The following is a 2,962-nucleotide window of genomic DNA, read 5'->3' as shown; positions in this document are numbered from 1 at the left end:
GTGACGCCATTTCGAGAACGCCATCCAATCCTATCGGCCCCCGGAGTGCTTTGGTCGCTTAGAAAGCACCGTAAGGCGGCTAAGTAGGCCGCCTCGCTCTCCAATTCACGGGTCAATCAGGTCATATACTTCATCGTAATCGAGATAGAGCTGACGCTGCCGCCTACGCTGAAGCGGGTCTTGTCGATCCCTGGCTTACCCAGGTTGAAGATGTTGATTGAGGGATTGTTCGACATCGCGCCGCCATCGGTGCGTATATCTGTGCTGCCATTGCCATTCACATCGTGACGGACGGCGACGGCATAATTACCGCTGGATGGCACAGGCAAGCAAACCGTCATCCGGCCGCGCCGTGCGGGTAGCTCAATCCGGTTAAGCCAGCGGCCGCTTTCCAGCCAGTCTCTGCTCGTCCCGTTGTAGATTTGGGCGCGAATTGTCCCGCTTGAGCTTTTAACGCCGTTGATCGTCACCCGCACAGCAGGGCCAGCGCCCGGCGCGCAGGAGCGCATATTGTTTGAAATGATGTTGCGATAATCGCCGTTGCTCGACGCCTGTGCCACGGCAGGTGCCAACGGTGCGGCGCTTCCCAGCACCAACAACGCGGCGGCACCAGCTACGCAAGCAACATTTTTGATCTTCGAGTTCGAAGCCATCATCTTTCGCCCATTAATTAAGGTCTGTGCAGCCTCCGGAGCCCAGCGCCCCGCGTATCTTTGCCGCAAGAATATGCTGTGTAAATGCCATTTGCGTGCTGAATTGCGGCTGAACTGGTCATGCTGACACGCGAAAGGCACCTTCGCACTCGCAAAAAATGGCGGGGAAAAGCGGTTTACCGCCGCTTGCTGGGTGATTCGCGGGCAGCGTAAGGCGAACTGCAAACGAAAAGGCGCGTTTGTTTACCATGCCAGCACCGCTGATCTCACCTTCTATTCTTTCAGCCGACTTCGCGCGGTTAGGCGAAGAAGTGCGCGCAATCGACGCGGCGGGCGCTGATTGGGTGCATATTGACGTGATGGATGGGCATTTTGTGCCCAATATCACCATCGGCCCTGACGTCGTGAAGGCGCTACGCCCACATACTGACAAGACATTCGACGTTCACCTGATGATTTCTCCAGTGGACCCGTATTTGCAGGCCTTTGCAGACGCCGGTGCGGACATCATCACCGTCCACCCAGAGGCCGGTTCACATATCCACCGCACGCTTCAGGCGATCCGCGCGCTGGGTAAAAAAGCGGGCGTGGTTATCAATCCGGGCACTCCGGTGGAGGTGCTGGACAATCTGATGGACCTTGCGGACCTCATTCTGGTCATGAGCGTCAATCCCGGATTTGGCGGGCAAAGCTTCATCCATTCGCAGCTGGAAAAGGTGCGGCGGATCCGCGCGATGATCGAGGCCACGGGGCGCGACATTCACCTTGAAGTCGATGGCGGCGTGAACCCGGAAACGGCAAAATTGTGCGTTGATGCAGGTGCAGACGTGTTGGTTGCAGGCTCTGCGACATTCAAAGGCGGACCCGATCACTACGCCGCCAACATCGCTGCTCTTAAAGGGGAAAGCTGATGGCGACCCTGTTTAGCGGCGGTCCTGAGTTTGAGCCCGATCTGCTCGACACAGATCAGCCAGACGAAAACGGCGAGCGTCCGGCAATCGCGCTTGGTCAGGCGGAAGAAGCGTTTCGCATCGAAGATGATCCGAAACTCGCAGAGCCGCTCGATACGCCACTGGAGTCTGGCCGCGCTCTAGCACTCACTGATGTGATCGCCCCGCGCACAAAGCCCGGCGAAGCGCTGATCCGCATGGCCTACCGCATGGGCGTGCCGGGCCATGCGCTGGCTTCGCCGTTCCGCCGCCCTGCCGCTGTGCGGCTGCTGGCGACGATTGACAGCCCGGTTATTGGCAACCGCGCCGCTGGCATCGCCCTGCGCGCAGGTCATTTCCTGGTTCACGGTGTCAAACAGCCTATCGGTCAGCTCGATTTTGACAGCAATGCGCGCCACGGCGCCGGGCTGGAGCGGACCGTGCACAGCTTTTCATGGCTGAATGATTTGGCGGCAAGCGCCCCGCGTGCAGACTGCATTGCTATCGCTGAGCGGATCACGGGCCGATGGCTTGATGCAAACCCGGTGCCTGCCAAAGGGCCGGCATGGGATGTAGAGAATGTCGGCCTGCGCCTGATGGCATGGCTGGTCCACGCGCCGCTTGTTTTGGCGGGGCAAGATGGCGCGCTAAAACCGCGATTGCTTGATGCGATTGAAGAGACCGCGAACTGGCTCGATAAAAAGGCGCTGCGCAGCGGCGCTGGTCTGGGCCAGATGGCGGGATGGGCCGCCGTGACGGCAGCGGGACTGATGTTGCCTCAGGGCAAACCGCGCAGGCTTTACGGTGAAGCGGCATTGATCAAAGCGCTCGGCGAATTGGTAGCGGAAGATGGCGGCTCGCTCGCGCGGTGTCCGGCGGCGCAGATGGACGCGATCCAGCTGCTGACCGATCTAATCGCCTGTTACGAAGCGGTTGAGCGCGAAGCTCCTGATGCGATTTGGGTGATGCGCGAATTGCTTGTGCCGCCATTGCTGGCGGTGCGGCATGGTGATGGCGCGCTGGGCAGTTGGCAGGGTCAGGGAGCCATTCCCGCTGACCGCGTCGCGGCTCTGATCGCAGCAACCGGCATTCGCACGCGCCCGCTCAACGATCCGCAGCATTGGGGTTATCAGCGGCTTCGCGGCGGTAAAACTGTGGTGCAATTTGACGCCGGTCCGCCGCCCCGTGCGCGGCACACACGCGTTGGCTGCGCATCGACTTTGGCGTTCGAACTGTCAGACGGGCCTGCGCGCGTCATCGTGAATTGCGGCGGCGCTGCCATGGCAGGCGGCCAAGTTCCTGCGCGCATCGGACAGGGTCTTCGCGCGAGCGCCGCGCATTCGACGCTTGTTCTGGATGACGCGAACAGCACCGCCGTTC

At 60.6% G+C, this 2,962-nt stretch carries 3 protein-coding genes; 2 read left to right on the top strand and 1 reads right to left on the bottom strand.

Going from position 1 to position 2,962, the window contains the following annotated elements; all coding sequences use genetic code 11:
- Positions 1-116: 116 nt before the first annotated feature.
- A complete protein-coding gene (locus tag ACSHXH_RS19165) occupies positions 117-656 on the bottom strand; it encodes a DUF2141 domain-containing protein (protein ID WP_435673402.1) in 540 nt (179 codons plus the stop codon).
- 245 nt (positions 657-901) lie between these two features.
- On the opposite strand from ACSHXH_RS19165, the gene rpe reads away from it, so the two are divergent.
- Positions 902-1,564, top strand: coding sequence for a ribulose-phosphate 3-epimerase (rpe, locus tag ACSHXH_RS19160; protein WP_435673401.1), 663 nt, complete (start codon positions 902-904; stop codon positions 1,562-1,564).
- On the top strand, positions 1,564-2,962 hold a 1,399-nt coding region (locus ACSHXH_RS19155), incomplete at its 3' end, for a heparinase II/III family protein (protein WP_435673400.1). The genes rpe and ACSHXH_RS19155, both read left to right, overlap by 1 nt.

This window comes from Marivita sp. (assembly GCF_051251565.1).
In the GTDB taxonomy this organism is placed as follows: domain Bacteria; phylum Pseudomonadota; class Alphaproteobacteria; order Rhodobacterales; family Rhodobacteraceae; genus Marivita.
Note: the sequence above shows the minus strand (reverse complement) of the source record. Positions and strands in the feature narration are given on the sequence as shown.